The sequence below is a fragment of the Marinomonas hwangdonensis genome (genome assembly GCF_003721245.1).
GTDB classification, from domain to species: Bacteria; Pseudomonadota; Gammaproteobacteria; order Pseudomonadales; family Marinomonadaceae; genus Marinomonas; species Marinomonas hwangdonensis.
The window spans coordinates 25,019-41,102 of the sequence record NZ_RIZG01000008.1; the positions used below are offsets into that span (position 1 = coordinate 25,019).

A 16,084-nucleotide genomic window follows, 5' to 3' on the forward strand; every position below is an offset into this window, starting at 1 on the left:
GCAAACGATTTCCCTTGTCATCATTGGTGCGTTGTCTGATTTAGATGTTGAAATGCTAGATATGTCTTTATTCTAGTTACTATAATTATAAAAAAGCGCCATGCAAATTAAGCATGGCGCTTTTTTATGTCTGTTATTTTGTAAACTTATTACTGTTGGCGAGACTTTACTTTTGTCTTGCGTCGTTTTGTTGGAGTAGCTGTAACGCCGCCGTTGTTGTTTTTACGGCGAGCTTTTTCAGCAGCAGCATTCTTTTCCATAGTCGGTCTGTTTGATGTATGAGAAGCCCCTGTTGCTTGACCTGGTTTGGCTTTTTGAGGACGACGGCGTACCTGTCTGTCTTTTTCCTCAGCAGGGACCAGCTTATTATCGCCATGGCCAATAAGGTCAGGGCGTCCCATTTTGATTAAGCTGTCGCGCAACGCTTGCCAGTTGCTCGGATCGTGATAACGCAAGAAACCTTTTTGGACAGTGCGTTGCTTAGCGTCTTTAGGGGTATAAACGTCTTCACTTTTATATGTAACCGGTTTTAGCGGGTTTTTGCCAGAATGGTACATCGCTGTTGCTAATGACATGGGCGATGGGTAAAACGTTTGTACTTGATCTGGTTTGAAATCATTGGTTTTTAACCAGACGGCAAGGTTGAGCATATCTTCGTCTGAGCTACCTGGATGAGCCGCAATAAAGTAAGGAATCAAATGTTGTTTCTTACCCGCTTCTTTGGAATATTTATCAAACATGCGCTTGAAGCGGTCGTATGTTCCCATTCCAGGCTTCATCATTTTTGATAAGGTGCCTTCTTCTGAGTGCTCTGGCGCAATTTTTAGTAAGCCGCCCACGTGGTGGGTGACAAGCTCACGAACGTACTCAGGATCTTCTACCGCAAGGTCATAACGCAAGCCTGAAGCGATAGAGACGGTATGAATACCTTCCACCGCACGCGTCTTACGATACAGTTGTGTGGTTGGGCTATGATCGGTATTTAAGTTAGAGCAAATAGTCGGATACACACAAGACAGTTTTCGACATGAGGCTTGGACTTCATCGTCGTTGCAATTCAGTGTGTACATGTTGGAAGTAGGTCCACCCAGGTCAGAAATGTGGCCTGTGAAGCCTGGTACTTTATCCTTGATGTCTTCAATTTCTTTCAAGATAGATTCGTGTGAACGGGATTGAATCACTCGTCCTTCGTGCTCGGTAATCGAACAAAAAGTACAGCCACCAAAACAGCCGCGCATGATATTGATCGATGTCTTAATCATATCATAAGCCGGAATGCGGGCTTTTTTGTATTTCGGGTGCGGCACACGCGCATAAGGCAAATCAAACACGCCGTCCATTTCAGGTGTTTCTAATGGAATCGGTGGTGGATTAACCCAAATTTCTTTCTTGCCATGTTTTTGAATCAAGGCCCGGGCATTATGTGGGTTTGATTCAAGATGCAAGATACGAGAGGTGTGCGCGTACAAAACGGGATCTTTGGATACTTTTTCAAAAGACGGTAAACGAATATACGTTTTTTCAGGATCGAGCTTTTCACCGCGACGCAGCGGTGCAGGAATCACACGGATTGGCATGACATCGGACTCGTCTTCATCCTTAGTCTGACATTTTCCTTCTGGAATGTATTCGTAAGGGCTGTAGATCTGATCGACTTTGCCTGGCCAATCAACACGTGTTGAGTCAATTTCAGTGTAGCCACCAGGCGGTGCATTACGAACAATGGTAGTGCCGCGAATGTCTGTGAGTTCGTCAAGCGTCTTCCCCATTGCCATTTGATGGGTGACTTCAATCATGGCGCGTTCCGCGTTGCCGTACAGCAAAATATCCGCAGTAGAGTCGATTAATACTGAGCGGCGCACTTCATCGCTCCAGTAGTCGTATTGAGCAATGCGTCGCAGGCTGGCCTCAATGCCACCAATCATCACAGGAACATCATGAAAGGCTTCTTTACAGCGCTGAGAGTACACAATAACCGCCCGGTCAGGGCGTTTTCCGCCAACGCCATAGGGCGTATAGGCATCGTCATTACGTACTTTTAAATCGGCGGTATAGCGGTTTATCAAGGAGTCCATGTTGCCAGCGGTAACGCCAAAATACAGATTAGGGCGACCAAGGCGCATAAAATCGTCTGTGTTGCGCCAATCGGGCTGATCGATAATGCCCACCCGGTAGCCTTGCGCTTCTAATAAGCGACCTAATACGGCCATGCCAAAACTTGGGTGATCCACATAAGCATCACCGGAGACAATGATCACATCACAGCTGTCCCAACCAAGGGCATCCATTTCCTCTCTGGTGGTAGGAAGAAAAGGGGAAACACCATAACACTCGGCCCAATACAATGGGTAAGAAAAGAGTTGCTTGGCGGTTTTATGTCGTTTGGTCATGGTCTACTCTTGGTATCAGTGTAACGGCGGATTTTGCTTGATGGCGATTACTAGGATACGCGCTTTATCAGGAAAAATGGTTGTGCATTATCCCAGAAAAAGGGGAATGTAAATAGCCCATAGACCGCTAACTTACTAGGATAAACTAGTGTTGTAAGCGCCACACACTTTCTTCGAAGAGGTGGTGCCCCAGCGCTTTGTATTCTTCTGTTGTTTGCACAAGGTTTTCAACCGCGATTTTTTGCATGCCCGGGCCCCACAAGTCACTCAGTTCCGTTTCATCAACCGAAAAAGGAGGGCCTTGTTTGTCGCCGTCATAGCGTAGCGAGATTAACAAAATCGACGCCGAGGAAGATAATAAGCCCAGCGTATGAGTGACGTATTCTTTGCGGCGCGAGGCGGGCATGGCCACCATGGCTGCTCGGTCGTAACAAGCGTCAAACCCAGATTCGGTAAACTGAAAATAGTCTCCCTCAACCACGCGCAGTGGTAAATCATGCACCTTGTGTACTTTTAAATCGCCTTCTTGATGGGTTTCAAATGTGAAATCGTTGTCGCCCAAAAACTGGATGACGGCCAAAGAAGACAATTCAACGCCAGTGACCTCATAGCCTTGTTCTGCGAGCCAAATCAAATCATTGGATTTGCCACACAGTGGCACAAGAACACGACTGCCTTTGGGTAGGGATGGCCAATAGTTTACTAACTTTGGGTTGACCCCTTCCATGTGAAAGTCAATGCCGTTCGATCGCCATCTTTCTAACCAGAATTCGTTCGTAATCACGGTCACCTCAGCAAATTGGGTTTGTTATTGGTTTGCCTGTATTATGGCTGTTTTTTTATCATGGTAGCCAGTATAAATAAGCGACTAAATCTATTCTTACTTTGTCTTCTACCGCTTGTTTTTCTGTTTATACGTTTCATTCATTGAAATGGCTTCTTCGTTAAATAGGCCATAAGTAATAGGAAGTGACTATGTCGTCTTTAGATTTTGCCCCGGACCACGTTAAATTGGCGGTTGATTTGATCGAGTTACTGGAAAGTAATCATGTGGAAGTTGATGTCGCTGTGGATGCGCTTACCTTAGTGCTGCACGATTTTGAGCGTAAGCAAGAGAGTAGCCGCCTTGAAAAAGCCAATTTACCGCCAAACAAATAAACCAACATACTGTAAGAGACCGATATTTTGCACACACTTGAGCAACTTAACCAAGGGTTATTAAAAGGCGTAGAACGTCTACAACTGTCTGAAAATTTGACCACTTTTCCTAACGCTATTTTTGATCTTGCTGACAGTTTAGAAATCCTAGATTTGTCCAATAACGATTTAAGTGAATTGCCCGCGGAATTACCGCGTCTAAAAAAGCTGCGTATTCTGTTTTGTTCCAATAATCGCTTTACTAAACTGCCAGATGTATTGGGGCAGTGTCCACACTTGGAAATGATTGGCTTCAAAAGCAACCAGATTAACGAGGTGTCATCTGCGTCCTTACCGACAAAGACCCGATGGTTGATTCTCACTGATAATCAAATAACACAACTGCCGGAGGATCTAGGAAGGTTAGTGCGTTTGCAAAAACTCGCATTAGCAGGGAATCGTTTAACGTCCCTTCCTGACACCATCAAAGATTGTCAGAAATTGGAACTGATTCGCTTGTCTGCGAATCGTTTAGCCGCGTTTCCTGATGTGTTATTAACCTTGCCTCGTTTGGCGTGGTTGGCATTTTCTGGTAACCCTTTTTGCGCAGATCGTGATCCCCATAATGAATTTAATACAGTAGCCTTTAAGGATTTGGCTCTGCATCAGGTGCTAGGTCAAGGTGCTTCAGGCGTGATTTCACTGGCAACATGGCGACAAAATGTCTTTAATTTTGCGGACACTGTGGCAGTAAAAGTATTCAAGGGTGAGGTCACTAGTGATGGCTATCCCGAAGATGAGTTAGATGCTTGCCTCGCGGTGGGAAATCACCCCAATCTTGTTAAACCGCTGGCGAAAGTGACAGAACAGGATTGCTCAGCATTGGTCATGGAGCTAATACCGAATCACTATACCAATCTTGGCTTACCACCAAGTTTAGCGTCTTGTACACGAGATACCTTCCCTTCGCATCTGTCGTTTTCCATTGAAAAGATTGCGTATATCATCGAGCAAGTCGAACAGTTAGTGACGTATTTTTGCGCAAAAAAAGTCAGTCATGGTGACTTATATGCTCACAACACTTTAATCGACGATCAGGGGCATGTTTTGTTTGGGGATTTTGGTGCTGCCTCTAAATACGCAAATTTAACAGCGCAGCAACAGCGAGGGATTGAGCAAATTGAGCGCCGCGCTTTGGGCTTTTTTATTGATGATATACTAGGGTTATGTGCTGAAGAAGAACGAAATAGTAAGCTTTTTGAGGTGCTTTCTTCACACGCTTTTGTTTCAGTATAAACGTTAACTTTAGACTGTCAAAAGAGGTATAAAAAAAGCCCTGTGATTTACTATAAAAAAACAGGGCATTTCGTGTTCATCACCGTTTTAAAGGTGACAAATTATCATAGACTTTTAGCGTGTTCAGTTAAGCGAATGGCTTGGTCACAAGCGTTGGCAAGTTCAGTGCCCTTCTTAACAAAGTGGCGACTGAAGTACGTCTTGTGCTCATCATGTTCGTGGAAGTTGTGTGGTGTAAGTACCGCTGTTAAAACAGGGACTTCGGTTTCCAATTGAACTTGCATAATCGCATCACAAACGGCTTGTGCTACGAAATCATGGCGATAAATACCACCATCTACAACTAATGCTGTCCCTGCAATCGCAGAGTAATGACCGCTTTTGGCGAGAAGTTTCGCTTGTAATGGAATTTCGTAAGCGCCAGGTACGGCAATAAGGTCGATCTTAGACGCATCATAGCCGCGTACTACTAGCTCACTTTTAAATGCGTTGACGCAATTCATCACGATATCTTCATGCCAAGCAGCATGTAAAATAGCGATGCGGTGACTTGCAGGTGTAAAGTCGATGTTTTTCGTTGAGCTCTGATTCATGGTTTTATCCTATAAAAATAAGGTGAATCAGGGCGAACGGGCAGGCAAATACGCCATTTTAATTGGCATACCATTTGTTGGAACAATTGCATAACCAGCGGTCTGGCTTTACAAGATATGTAACAACAGGACACCACAGAATGGCCTCCAATTGGTTTTGTCTGACGCGCTCTCTATCATCCGGACTGTAACCGTCGGCTCTGGAGTCTCACCAGATCTGCTGACCCTTTAAAAATGAATTTTTAAAGGCGCTCGCGGGCTTAGAAATAGATTCTTTACCGCCGGTGGGGAATTTCACCCCGCCCCGAGAACGAAGTCGGTGTTACCCGACCAGCGCAATATACTCGTTTTATTAGTGGGCTGTCAAAGAAAGAAGTAGATAAAAATGGTTATTTTAGGTCTGTCTTGAACTAAAACGTTACGATTTTCAGGTCTTTTTATCTTGGTATTACGCATATCAATAAAATTGTTGAGAAGCGGATTCCTCACTAGGGTGAAGACTGTCCTGCCGATCAGATCAAGATTATGTAGTTGGAACCTTAATAGACATTGTCGCCAAAACGAGAGAGAGTATTCACTCGTAGCAGTTTGATATTGGTCGGGAAGGTATTCGACACAGAAGATTTTTCAGACAATGGTAAACGATGATCAAAGAATCAAACCAGAGTATGTGCTCTGGTTTGATTTATTCTGGTGTTGTTTATTCTGCCGCTGCGGTGTCCGCTGTTTCTTTCAGTGCAGAGCTTTTTGTTTCTACATCAGCTGTTTTATTACCTTGCTCAGCTGCGGCTTGTTTTGTTTTTGCCACTTTTTCTGCTAAAGAGTCCGCTAGCGATTGTTTTACATCGGCTAAATTGGCGTTCAGGGTGCTAATTTTTTCTTCTAAAAGTGCCACATAAGATTTTTGATCCTTTAGTTCTTTGCGAAGCTGTTGCTGTGTTTGAATGGAGACTTCTAGATCTTTTAAACTCTCTTCAATGAAAGTCACAAGCGCTTTGCCTTGCTCGTCAAATGCAAGATCACGGCGATCTTCAGCTCCTAGGGTATTGCTTATAGACAATAAAATTTTCTCATAGCTAATAAGATGATCTTCATAGTCTGCTGGTTGAATTGCTTTCAGCTTTTTGACTGCAAGTGCTATTTGTTCTGCCCTGTTGATAGAGAATATAACCTCTTTGGCCTTGTTTTGAATTTCATCAATGGCTCTTGGGTCTGCAGCAATAAAGGCTGTGGCAGCGGTTAATGAGGCAGAGGCATGAGAAATCGATTTTGGAGCATCTTTTGCTGTGTCAGCTTTGATGAGTTTATCTAAAGCGCTTTTGGCATCGGAAAGATAAATTGCAGTGACCGTTTTGATCTCAAGTGCTCGTTGCTTAGCGACAAGACTGGGTTGAGCTGCAATAGCGGCTGCCGTTTTGTCATTAGCGACTTGATCAACGAGTTTTTTAAGGTCGCTTTCCAGTTCTTGTACTGTGCTTGGAAAATACTGCTGAGCGTCTATATAGTTAAGCTGAGTGCGGTAATCAAATGTCTCTGATAAAGCGGAAAGTACAGAAGATTTTAGAGTGGTTGCTTTGGTCATGTATTCATTGAATGTGTTGATGCTTTCGTTTGCGGCATCAATGTTGTTTATAGAACTAAAAAAACCAGAGCTACTGTTTGCTTTAGACGGATCAAATTCAAATTCTGCATAATATTCTTTGGCTTCTACCAGAGCTTTATTGGCTTCTTCTATGTCTTTTGTAGCAAACCAGTGCAACTCCTCTTTTATGCTTTGGGTTACTTGCTTGTCGGCGGCATCAATTGCTTGTTTAAGATCGTTAATTTTGATGATGTTTTCTGATTGTTTGGCATCTGCAGCTAAGTTGGATGCAGAATCAGGATTAGAAGCGCAACCAAATAGCGTCAAAGCCATGAGGGTTGCCAGAGCGGCCGTTTTGAGTTCCTTTTTCATAAATGTATTCCTTTAATTAATTTTTAAAAACAAAGTGATAAACATTGTAAGGATATTGCCTCTATTCCGTAAGCCTTTTAACAGGCGTTTTTTTAACGTATGTCTTGATGAAGCGATTAAATCCAATAAAACAGCACCATGCTTATTATTAATGCTGAGATTGACAGTGAATTTTGTTATGGTTTGCCCAGATAAAACAGAGGAATTAAAGAAATGCGAGTAGCAGTTATTGGTGCGTCGGGGCGCATGGGGAAAAATTTAATTACCGCCATTCATGAGGCCCAAGGGGTTTCTTTAGGAGCGGCGGTGCTAAAGCCAGGCAGTAGCTTAGTTGGAGCCGATGCAGGTGAAATTGCCGGTGTTGGAAAAATCGGTGTTGCGGCGGTTGCGGCCTTGGCGGATTGTGTTGATGATTTTGATGTACTGATTGATTTTACGTCACCCAGTTTAACGCTAGAAAATGCCGCTTTTTGTGCAAAGCACTTTAAAGCCATTGTCGTAGGTACGACAGGCTTAAATGAAAGTGAAAAAGCCGCTCTAAATGAAGCGGCATTGCAATCGGCTGTCGTATTCGCTCCTAATATGAGTGTGGGTGTGAATTTAACACTCAAACTTTTGGCTACAGCAGCACAGATTTTAGGCGATGATTATGACGTTGAGATTGTTGAAGCGCATCATCGTCATAAAGTTGATTCACCTTCTGGCACCGCACTTCGCATGGGGGAAGTAGTAGCTGAAGCACTCGGTAGAAATTTAAAAGACTGTGCGGTTTATGGCCGAGAAGGTCTTACAGGGGCGCGAACACAAAAAGAGATAGGTTTTGAAACCATACGTGCGGGTGATGTGGTTGGAGAACACAGTGTGTGGTTCGCGACAGAAGGGGAGCGTATTGAGATCGTTCATAAAGCCAGCAGTCGTATGACTTTTGCAAAAGGTGCCGTGCGTGCAGCTCGTTGGTTGGAAGGTAAAAGTGCCGGTATGTATGATATGCAGGACGTTCTGGATCTAAAGTAAATACGACTTTATCTAAAATCAGCACGATTTGACCATGTTAAAGCCGATGATTCTACAGGATCGTCGGCTTTGTGTTTCTGAAGCGGTTTGGTTACAAATTAGGGGGATTGATGTCCAACATAGGCGCTGCGTCTATGTGCTCTGCATCCATCATGACAGCAATGCGTTGTAATGACGCGAGTGTTTGCGTTTGCTCCCATCCTTCTAAGGCTTCAAATTCCGTAATGAATTTTTCATGCAAAAGCGGAGGGGCTGTCGCTAAGACCGCTCTACCGTGTTCTGTTAATCGGGCATTGACGATGCGTTTGTCTTTTTGTGCTCGGATGCGTTCAACCAGTTTACGGTCTTCTAAACGATTTAGTATGGTTGTCACTGTTGCTTGACTTAGTGATACGTTACCTGAAATACGGCGTACTGTGACATCACCTAATGCTTCGATGGAGCGAAGGACCATGATTTGAGGAATCGTCAAGCCGCATGCTTTTACAACACGTTTCGATTGTAAGTCTGTGGCTCGAATGATGCGTCGTAAGTGAACAAGAACATCGTGTAAATGTTGTGGGCTTGGCATAAGTGACCTAAAAAATTATCAACAGGTGGGTAACAGTAACTAAACCAATTACAAGTAAACCTACTGTAAAGGGAGTTTAGCGTTAGCTTACAGCTCAAATTATATAGACTTTGCTCCTTGCGAGAAAGACCTGTTTCGGAGGACCTCAGGTCTTTCTGCTTGGGCTTGCAATGCTTTCTAAAATCATAAGGCGAGGAGGTGTCGCTGATTTAGGTTTTCTTTAAATCATCAAAGGCGGCAATAGCGGCTAACCTTGCCGGTTTGTAATCAACGATCGGAGCAGGATAAGCACAGCGTTTGCGCTGTTCAGGAGTGGGATCGTGAATCGATTTAGCATCTAATTTCGCTAATTCAGGTACAAATCGGCGAATGAAATCGCCATTTTTATCATAGGTCTCAGATTGTCTCGTGGGATTAAAAACGCGGAAATATGGGGCTGCGTCACAACCTGTTGATGCGCTCCATTGCCAGCCACCGTTATTAGCAGCAAACTCACCGTCGATCAGTTTATTCATAAAGTAGGCTTCACCCCTTCGCCAATCAGCAAATAAAAGCTTGGTAAAAAAGCTTGCTGTGATCATGCGCAGTCGGTTGTGCATCCAACCTGTTTGGTTAAGTTGACGCATAGCGGCGTCGACAATAGGAAAACCTGTCTTGCCTTCGCACCATGCGATAAATTCACGCTCATTGTCTCGCCATATAAGTGCGTCTGTTTCGGCTTTAAATGGACGATTCATGCTGACAGTGGGAAAGTGGGTCATGAGCTGTCGATAAAAATCCCGCCATGCCAATTCTTTGAGCCAAATGCTGTCTTGCCATCGTCTGGCGTTTTCATGACAGGTGTAATAAATCGCTTCAAGGCACTGCCTAGGTCCTAACGCGCCAAGGGCAAGATAGGGTGATAATGTGCTGGTGGCGGGTTTAATCGGGTAATCTCTGTCTTCCTGATAGTGGCCTTCTTTGTGATGACAAAACTGCCATAGACGCTGTTTGGCTATGTCTTGGTCTGCTGGCCAGAGATCTTCTCTAAAGGGCTTTTCCCAATCAAAATCAGCGAGTGTATTGGAAAGAGGTGCGGCTTGTTTTTCAGGCGCAGACAAAGGGGTGGCGTCTTGCTCTGCAAGGATAGAAGCCCAGCGTTTAAAAAAAGGCGTGAATACTTTAAAGGGCGTACCCTGTTGGCTGAATACTGGCTTTGCAACGATGAGATCAGCGTCGTAGCGATGGGTGGCGATACCTTGGCGATCCAGGTGCTCTGTAACGGCTTGATCGCGCTGTTTCTCATGGACGGGTAAGTCGTTGTTAAACCAGACATGTTTTATGTCATGCTGCAAACAGAATTGAGTGATAGCGTCAGGCAAACCTTGAAATCTTTCTGTTTCTACAATATGTAAAGGAATGCCCAATTCGCCTAGCTGTTTGGCCAGCTGTTTGATGAGTCCAGCACGTAAGCCCATTTTGGCATCGGATTCATTATGTTCCTGCCATTGAACTGGGGTTGGTGTCACTAGAACAGCAATACCAGTGCTTTTACTATGGGCTTCTAAAGAAGCAAAGTGCAGTGCTGGGTTATCTGACCATCTGAGGTCATTCCTAAGCCAAACAATATCTTCGATTTTCATTGGATACCTTATTAAACAGAATGTGAGTGTTTAAGCTGAGGTTTGTAGCTGCTCGGTCAGGGCGATGGCACTCAGAATTGCACCTTCAGCGTCACCTTGGCACAGCCAATCTCCCACTGCACCGACATTTTGATCAGGCAGCCAGTAAAAGTTTTTGTTGTCGACGTTTTCAGCGAAGCGGCTGAGTAACCAACGGTGGGGAACACCATGTTTGAGGACTCTTAATTCTGTTTCCTCAGAAAAGGCTTGAAGTAATGTATGGGAAACCCAAGACTTATCGACGTCTAAATGTTGGTTGGTCCATTCAGGTGTAGTATGAATGACCCAGCGGTCAACCTTATCGCTGTTGCGCATTGGTTTGTAGTTGTCTTTGATCATGCGTTGGATAGCGGAATTTTGTGGCTCGACAAGCGCATTAAGATCACAATGCGCCGTTTCTAACCACATTGACCATTGAGGTTGAGCGCTTGCACAGGCTTGATTCGCGCGAAGCAGAAGGACGGCTAACTTAGGGTTGCAGGATAAAATAGCAGCGGCTTGAGGTGCCGGAATCGCAATAATAATCTGTTTTGCTACAACCACGGGTTGATATTGATCATCGCGTAATAACCAGTGCGAAGGAGTGTTGTCGGCTTCTTCTATGTGATGAATGCGGGTGTTGGTAATAAAGTGAGTATCGCCAAGCCAATGTCGAGTAATGGCGCTCATCTTTGGTATGCCTACATAAGCCTGTTGTTCTGATGTACTAAATTGTTTCCAAACGGCTGCAACTTGGTTTTCAGTCAGTGTTTTGAAGAGTGCTTTTGTTTTTTCGTCTTTTACACAAATAAAAGGCGCCCCTAGATCGCAGCTTGTGTCGTCATCGAGTCTTTTACTTCCAGCACGACCACCGCTACCCCGACTTTTATCTATAACACAAACGCTTTTACCTGATTTAGACAATAAATGTGCACACAAACTGCCGGACAGCCCAGCCCCTATAATAGCGATGTCAAAGGTGGGTGTATTGTTTTGCTTTGCTGGTAGTACACTCATTGCTTAATGTCCTGATTAAATAACTCATTGCGTAAAATTCACTGCGTACAATATAGAAAGCCAGATATGAAAAGCAACCATGTTGTTACTTCAGTTCGAACTAACAAACGTATTGTATGCGTGGTCAATCGTTTGTAAACACGAAAGACAGTGATAAAGGCTATTTCCGAAAGCTTTAAGGTATCAGCATTATAATGTTAATTAATTATATTGATCGATAGGTTCGGTCTATTCTGACTCCCTAGATATGGGGAGACGGATTATGAAAACCAAAACTTTTACCTTTGCGGTAATGCATTTTGTTATTGCTTTTAGTGTTGCTTACTTAATTACAGGCAGTGTGTTTGTGGGTGGTGCGGTCGCGATTGTAGAACCTGCTATCAATACAGTGGCGTTTTATTTTCATGAATTATGGTGGAATAAATTCAAATTAAATCGCTCTGCCGTAAAGTCTAACCGCTCTGAAACAGAGTTAAGTCGGGTACTTCAGTCTGCGGGAGAGAGTTACGCTTTACGTTCAATGTAAAAAGAAAACCCCATCCATGCTGAGCATGGATGGGGTTTTAGTGTGTTTAGCCATTCAGTCCAGAGTATTACTGCATTGGATTGATAAGGAAATAGAGTACGACAGCCACAGCGATTGGCGCGGTAAACTTCATCGAAATATTCCAAAGCTTGTAAATGCCTTCAGGCAGTTTTAGCTCATCCTGAGCAAATTTATCTTTTACCACCCAACCGGCAAAAAGAGCAATCAAGATACCGCCAAGTGGCAACATGATGTTTGCTGTAATGTAGTCCAGAAAGTCAAAGGTATTTTTGCCAAATAAAGTAAAGTCTGACATGAAGTTAAAGGATCCTAGGCAAGCGATCCCTAGTCCCCAAACAACAACGCCTAAGGCGATAGAAGCCGAAATACGTTTCATTCTGAAGCGCTCTACTAAAAAGGCAACAGTTGGTTCCAGCAAAGAGATCGCTGAAGTCCAAGCCGCGACGCCAATTAGTACAAAGAACATGGTGCCGAATAATTGTCCAAAAGGCATTTGTCCAAATGCCACAGGCAAGGAAATAAACATGAGCCCAGGACCGGCTGCAGGGTCCATACCATTTGAGAAAATGATCGGGAAAATAGCCAAACCAGCGACCAGAGCAACTAGAGTGTCTAAAGCGCCTATGGTTAATACGGTTTTACCAATGGAAGCGGATTTGGTCATATAAGAGCCGTAGGCCATTATAGTTCCCATACCAAGGGATAAGGTGAAGAAAGAGTGACCCAGCGCGATTAGCGCGGCATTCCATGTTAGTTTGCTGAAATCAAATTGGAACATAAAGTTCCAACCTTCGGCAAAGCCACCTGTGCTCATAGCGTAGCCAAGTAAAATAATGAGGAGTACAAACAAAATCGGCATCATGATGCGCGTTGCTGTCTCGATTCCTTTATTAATACCTGCTGCAACAACGGCAATCGTCATAATGCTGAAGATAGTATGCCATATAAGCAGGGTGGCAGGATCTCCAAGAAGAGCACCGAATGCAGCGCCTGCTTGATCAGAGGTAGTGCCAGCCAAATCACCCATCAACATGGCTTTTATGTAGTGTAGTACCCAGCCACCTACAACAGAGTAGAAGGAGAAAATCAGTACGCCTGACAGCATACCCATTACCCCGATTAAACCCCATTTGCGGGAGCCACCCGATTCTTCCGCCACATCACTTAATGCGTTGATAGGGTTTTTACGAGCACGACGACCAATAAACACTTCGGCCATCATAATCGGAATACCAACGAGCAAAATACAGGCTAGATAGACTAGGACAAATGCACCACCACCGTTTTCACCAGTAATGTAAGGGAACTTCCAAATATTTCCTAAGCCAACCGCAGAACCCGTTGCTGCTAGTATGAAAATCCAGCGACTCGCCCACGAGCCTTGGATAGAGGTTTTATTTCTCATAGTTATCTCTAATTGGTTAAAAGCATTTAGTTAAAAGTATTTCTTTAAATTTCGTGTACATACAGCGTTCAGAGTTTCCTGATATTCATGCTTGCGTTTCCCACTTCGCCGGCACGAATGAGTGCTGGTAAGCAAAACTCTGAATTGGGGGGCGATTTTCCGAATTTCGCTTAATACATGCAACAAGAAATACACTTTTTTATGTTTATTGCCTTGTTGTAAATACATTTTATTGAGAAATCAGGTTGTATTTCCGGGAGGTGTATTTTTATAGGAGATCCGATTAAGGTTATCTCTCTAATGTTTAGTTCTCTAAATAAGTCTGGACTGGGTATTGGTTTCATGTATAATAATTAGACATCAAAGTATTTTTTCTTGAAAAGCAGGGTTTAACGTCAATGAAGAAATGAATCAGACCATGCTGATTGAAGAAAAAATATGACTTAAATACACACTCAACACGGACAAGGTTATGACTGCACAAAAAATATCACTGACCAAGCCTAGTGCTACCGATGGGATGGCTGTTAACCAGTTGATCGCTTCTTGCCCGCCTCTAGACACTAATTCAGTGTATTGCAATTTGTTGCAAGCCAGTCACTTCAATGAAACATCAGTGGCGGCTCGAACGGATAGTGGCGAATTCGTTGGGTTTGTGTCTGGTTACATTCAGCCAAACGCAACAAATACATTATTTGTGTGGCAAGTGGCAGTGAGTGATAGTGCTCGTGGTCAGGGACTTGCAAAAAAAATGGTTTCATCACTGCTTGAACGACCTATCTGTACGGATGTGCGTTACATAGAAACCAGTATTACAGCCTCTAATCAGGGGTCTTGGGCTTTATTTAGACGCCTCGCTAAAGAGCTTGGCGCGTCCCTTGAAGAATCCATCATGTTTGATAAACAGACTCATTTTAGTGGTCAGCATGATACCGAGCACTTGGTGCGTATCGGACCCATTTCACAGAAGGTTGCAAAATCTTAGGTAGAGAGAAAACAGTAGGTCGAGAAAAGATGAGCTTGGAAGTATCGCTTTCGCTCTCCGATTATCGTTTTACCTATTAAACAACCGTTTTAACATTAAAGGATGATAACAATATGAAAATTTTTGACGAAATTGAATCAGAAGTACAATCTTATGCTCGCTCTTTTCCACGTGTCTTTAACCGTGCGCTGGGTGCTCATTTGTATGATGAAGAAGGCAATAGGTACTTAGATTTTCTGGCTGGTGCAGGTACGCTGAACTATGGTCACAACAATCCTATCCTTAAAGAAAAGTTGGTTGAATATATTTTAGCCGATGGTATTACTCACGGTTTAGACATGCATACAAAGGCGAAAGGTGAATTCCTAGAGGTCTTTAAAGAATATATATTAGAGCCACGTGGCCTTGAATACATGGTGCAATTCACCGGTCCTACAGGCACTAACGCGGTCGAAGCTGCGCTGAAACTGGCTCGTAATGTAACTGGACGTGAAAATATTGTGAGCTTCACCAACGGATTTCATGGTTGTAGTTTAGGCGCCTTATCTGTCACAGGTAATTCACACCATCGTGGCGCGGCGGGTGTCAATTTAGGTGCTGGTGTGTCTACTGTGCCTTTTGATGGTTATCTTGGTGAAGGGATTGAAACCACTGAATACCTTGACAAGGTATTGTCTGATTCAAGTAGCGGTGTTGATATTCCAGCGGCCGTTATTGTGGAAACAGTACAGGGTGAGGGTGGTATTAATGCGGCGAGCTTTGGTTGGTTGCAAAATCTAGAAGCCGTTTGTAAAAAACATGGTGTTTTACTCATTGTCGATGACATTCAGGCTGGGTGTGGTCGTACTGGTACCTTCTTTAGTTTCGAAGATGCAGGTATCAAGCCTGATATCGTCACCATGTCCAAATCGCTGAGCGGTTATGGTTTGCCTTTCGCTGTGGTATTGATGCGTCCTGAGTTGGATGAGTGGAAGCCTGGTGAACATAACGGAACATTCCGAGGTAATAATTTGGCATTTGTCACTGCGAAAGCAGCGATTGAGACTTTCTGGAAAGACGATGCTTTTGAAAAAGAAATTAAACGTAAAGGCGAATACATTCATCAGCGCACTCAAGCCATTGTGAATGAGTTTGGTGAAGGCAACTTTACGTTGCAAGGTCGTGGCATGATGCGCGGTATTAACTGTGTAAGTGGTGAACTGGCCAGTAAAATCACGAAGAAGTGTTTCCAACACGGTTTGATGATTGAAACTTCCGGTGCGGATGATCAAGTGGTGAAATTCCTTTGTCCTCTTATTATTAGCGACGAAGATTTAAAAGAAGGTGTCGATATCCTAGAAAAAGCGATTCGTGACGTTTGCGCAAAAGAAGACGACATGCCAGAGGCGAAAAGCTATTTTGACGAAAATTATGACATTGCTGTCTAGTCTGATTGCCTTAGAGACGGCTTTCGGTGGAAAGTCGTCTCATGATAACGCTCAAGTGATGTAAATAGTTGATTAGAAACCTTGAGTTTATTTCGGTAAAACGCCGAC

At 43.8% G+C, this 16,084-nt stretch carries 14 protein-coding genes and 1 riboswitch; of the genes, 6 read left to right on the forward strand and 8 right to left on the reverse strand.

Annotated elements, in window-relative coordinates:
• Window positions 1-149 precede the first annotated feature (149 nt).
• Together EBI00_RS12715 and EBI00_RS12720 are read right to left on the reverse strand one after the other, a co-directional pair.
• Complete coding sequence (locus EBI00_RS12715) at window positions 150-2,390, reverse strand: YgiQ family radical SAM protein (protein ID WP_123096320.1); 2,241 nt, start codon at window positions 2,388-2,390, stop codon at window positions 150-152.
• 145 nt (window positions 2,391-2,535) lie between these two features.
• Window positions 2,536-3,174: a class I SAM-dependent methyltransferase gene (locus EBI00_RS12720; RefSeq protein ID WP_123096321.1), complete on the reverse strand. Its 639-nt coding sequence runs from the start codon at window positions 3,172-3,174 to the stop codon at window positions 2,536-2,538.
• Between the two features lie 191 nt (window positions 3,175-3,365).
• Between EBI00_RS12720 and EBI00_RS12725 the strand changes: the two genes are divergently transcribed.
• The gene (locus EBI00_RS12725) at window positions 3,366-3,548 is read left to right on the forward strand and encodes a YbaM family protein (protein WP_123096322.1); all 183 of its coding nucleotides are present in this window, start codon (window positions 3,366-3,368) and stop codon (window positions 3,546-3,548) included.
• Between the two features lie 27 nt (window positions 3,549-3,575).
• Window positions 3,576-4,823, forward strand: coding sequence for a leucine-rich repeat-containing protein kinase family protein (locus EBI00_RS12730; RefSeq protein ID WP_123096323.1), 1,248 nt, complete (start codon window positions 3,576-3,578; stop codon window positions 4,821-4,823).
• A gap of 104 nt (window positions 4,824-4,927) precedes the next feature.
• Here the strand turns inward: EBI00_RS12730 and EBI00_RS12735 are convergent, their stop codons facing one another.
• Both EBI00_RS12735 and EBI00_RS12745 read right to left on the reverse strand, forming a co-directional pair.
• Window positions 4,928-5,416, reverse strand: coding sequence for a 6,7-dimethyl-8-ribityllumazine synthase (locus EBI00_RS12735; protein WP_123096324.1), 489 nt, complete (start codon window positions 5,414-5,416; stop codon window positions 4,928-4,930).
• Window positions 5,417-5,580: 164 nt separating this feature from the next.
• A riboswitch (FMN riboswitch) is annotated at window positions 5,581-5,732 on the reverse strand.
• A 384-nt stretch (window positions 5,733-6,116) separates the two neighbouring features.
• Window positions 6,117-7,325 carry a hypothetical protein gene (locus tag EBI00_RS12745; protein ID WP_148039079.1) on the reverse strand — a complete coding sequence of 403 codons (1,209 nt, stop codon included), beginning with the start codon at window positions 7,323-7,325 and terminating at the stop codon, window positions 6,117-6,119.
• A 258-nt stretch (window positions 7,326-7,583) separates the two neighbouring features.
• Between EBI00_RS12745 and dapB the strand changes: the two genes are divergently transcribed.
• Window positions 7,584-8,384: a 4-hydroxy-tetrahydrodipicolinate reductase gene (dapB, locus tag EBI00_RS12750; RefSeq protein WP_123096326.1), complete on the forward strand. Its 801-nt coding sequence runs from the start codon at window positions 7,584-7,586 to the stop codon at window positions 8,382-8,384.
• A gap of 91 nt (window positions 8,385-8,475) precedes the next feature.
• Here the strand turns inward: dapB and EBI00_RS12755 are convergent, their stop codons facing one another.
• The 3 genes from EBI00_RS12755 to EBI00_RS12765 all read right to left on the reverse strand — a co-directional run bounded on the left by EBI00_RS12755 (window position 8,476) and on the right by EBI00_RS12765 (window position 11,612).
• Window positions 8,476-8,955, reverse strand: a complete 480-nt coding sequence (locus EBI00_RS12755) for a MarR family winged helix-turn-helix transcriptional regulator (protein ID WP_123096327.1) — start codon at window positions 8,953-8,955, stop codon at window positions 8,476-8,478.
• Between the two features lie 209 nt (window positions 8,956-9,164).
• The gene (gene phrB / locus EBI00_RS12760; protein WP_123096328.1) at window positions 9,165-10,577 is read right to left on the reverse strand and encodes a deoxyribodipyrimidine photo-lyase; all 1,413 of its coding nucleotides are present in this window, start codon (window positions 10,575-10,577) and stop codon (window positions 9,165-9,167) included.
• A 30-nt stretch (window positions 10,578-10,607) separates the two neighbouring features.
• Window positions 10,608-11,612 (reverse strand): NAD(P)/FAD-dependent oxidoreductase, encoded by a 1,005-nt coding sequence (locus EBI00_RS12765; RefSeq protein WP_123096329.1) that lies wholly within the window; start codon window positions 11,610-11,612, stop codon window positions 10,608-10,610.
• Window positions 11,613-11,874: 262 nt separating this feature from the next.
• On the opposite strand from EBI00_RS12765, the gene EBI00_RS12770 reads away from it, so the two are divergent.
• Window positions 11,875-12,138, forward strand: coding sequence for a DUF2061 domain-containing protein (locus tag EBI00_RS12770; RefSeq protein WP_123096330.1), 264 nt, complete (start codon window positions 11,875-11,877; stop codon window positions 12,136-12,138).
• 67 nt (window positions 12,139-12,205) lie between these two features.
• Here the strand turns inward: EBI00_RS12770 and EBI00_RS12775 are convergent, their stop codons facing one another.
• Window positions 12,206-13,564, reverse strand: a complete 1,359-nt coding sequence (locus tag EBI00_RS12775) for a sodium-dependent transporter (protein ID WP_123096331.1) — start codon at window positions 13,562-13,564, stop codon at window positions 12,206-12,208.
• Window positions 13,565-14,036: 472 nt separating this feature from the next.
• On the opposite strand from EBI00_RS12775, the gene ectA reads away from it, so the two are divergent.
• A complete protein-coding gene (ectA, locus tag EBI00_RS12780; protein WP_123096332.1) occupies window positions 14,037-14,549 on the forward strand; it encodes a diaminobutyrate acetyltransferase in 513 nt (170 codons plus the stop codon).
• A gap of 113 nt (window positions 14,550-14,662) precedes the next feature.
• Complete coding sequence (ectB, locus tag EBI00_RS12785) at window positions 14,663-15,976, forward strand: diaminobutyrate--2-oxoglutarate transaminase (RefSeq protein ID WP_123096333.1); 1,314 nt, start codon at window positions 14,663-14,665, stop codon at window positions 15,974-15,976.
• Window positions 15,977-16,084: the final 108 nt, after the last annotated feature.